This is a genomic window from Oleiphilus sp. HI0066 (assembly GCF_001635725.1).
The window spans coordinates 1-296 of the sequence record NZ_LWFH01000906.1; the positions used below are offsets into that span (position 1 = coordinate 1).

General features: G+C 48.0%; 1 pseudogene. It reads right to left on the bottom strand.

Annotated elements, in window-relative coordinates:
• Window positions 1–296, bottom strand: a pseudogene (locus A3738_RS10560) (1-deoxy-D-xylulose-5-phosphate reductoisomerase); the annotation flags it as partial.

Below are 296 nucleotides of genomic sequence, written 5' to 3' on the forward strand. Positions count from 1 at the left end.
TTCATGAGCAGCGATCCCGCCAACACGAGAGACTCTTTATTCGCTAAAAGAAGTTTTTTTCCTGACTGGGCCGCAGCAAAACTCGAAGATAAACCAGCCGCACCAACGATTGCAGCCATAACAATATCTACTTCATTATGGCTAGCGATAAATGTTAACGCGTCCGCCCCAAACAAAAGTTCCGTGTCGGTACTCGCATTTTTAAACGCCTCAACCGCATCAGCACGCACCTGCTCAGATGAAATAACGGCATACTTGGGCTTGTGAACCAAACACAGCTTTAGTAGCGCCCGCCA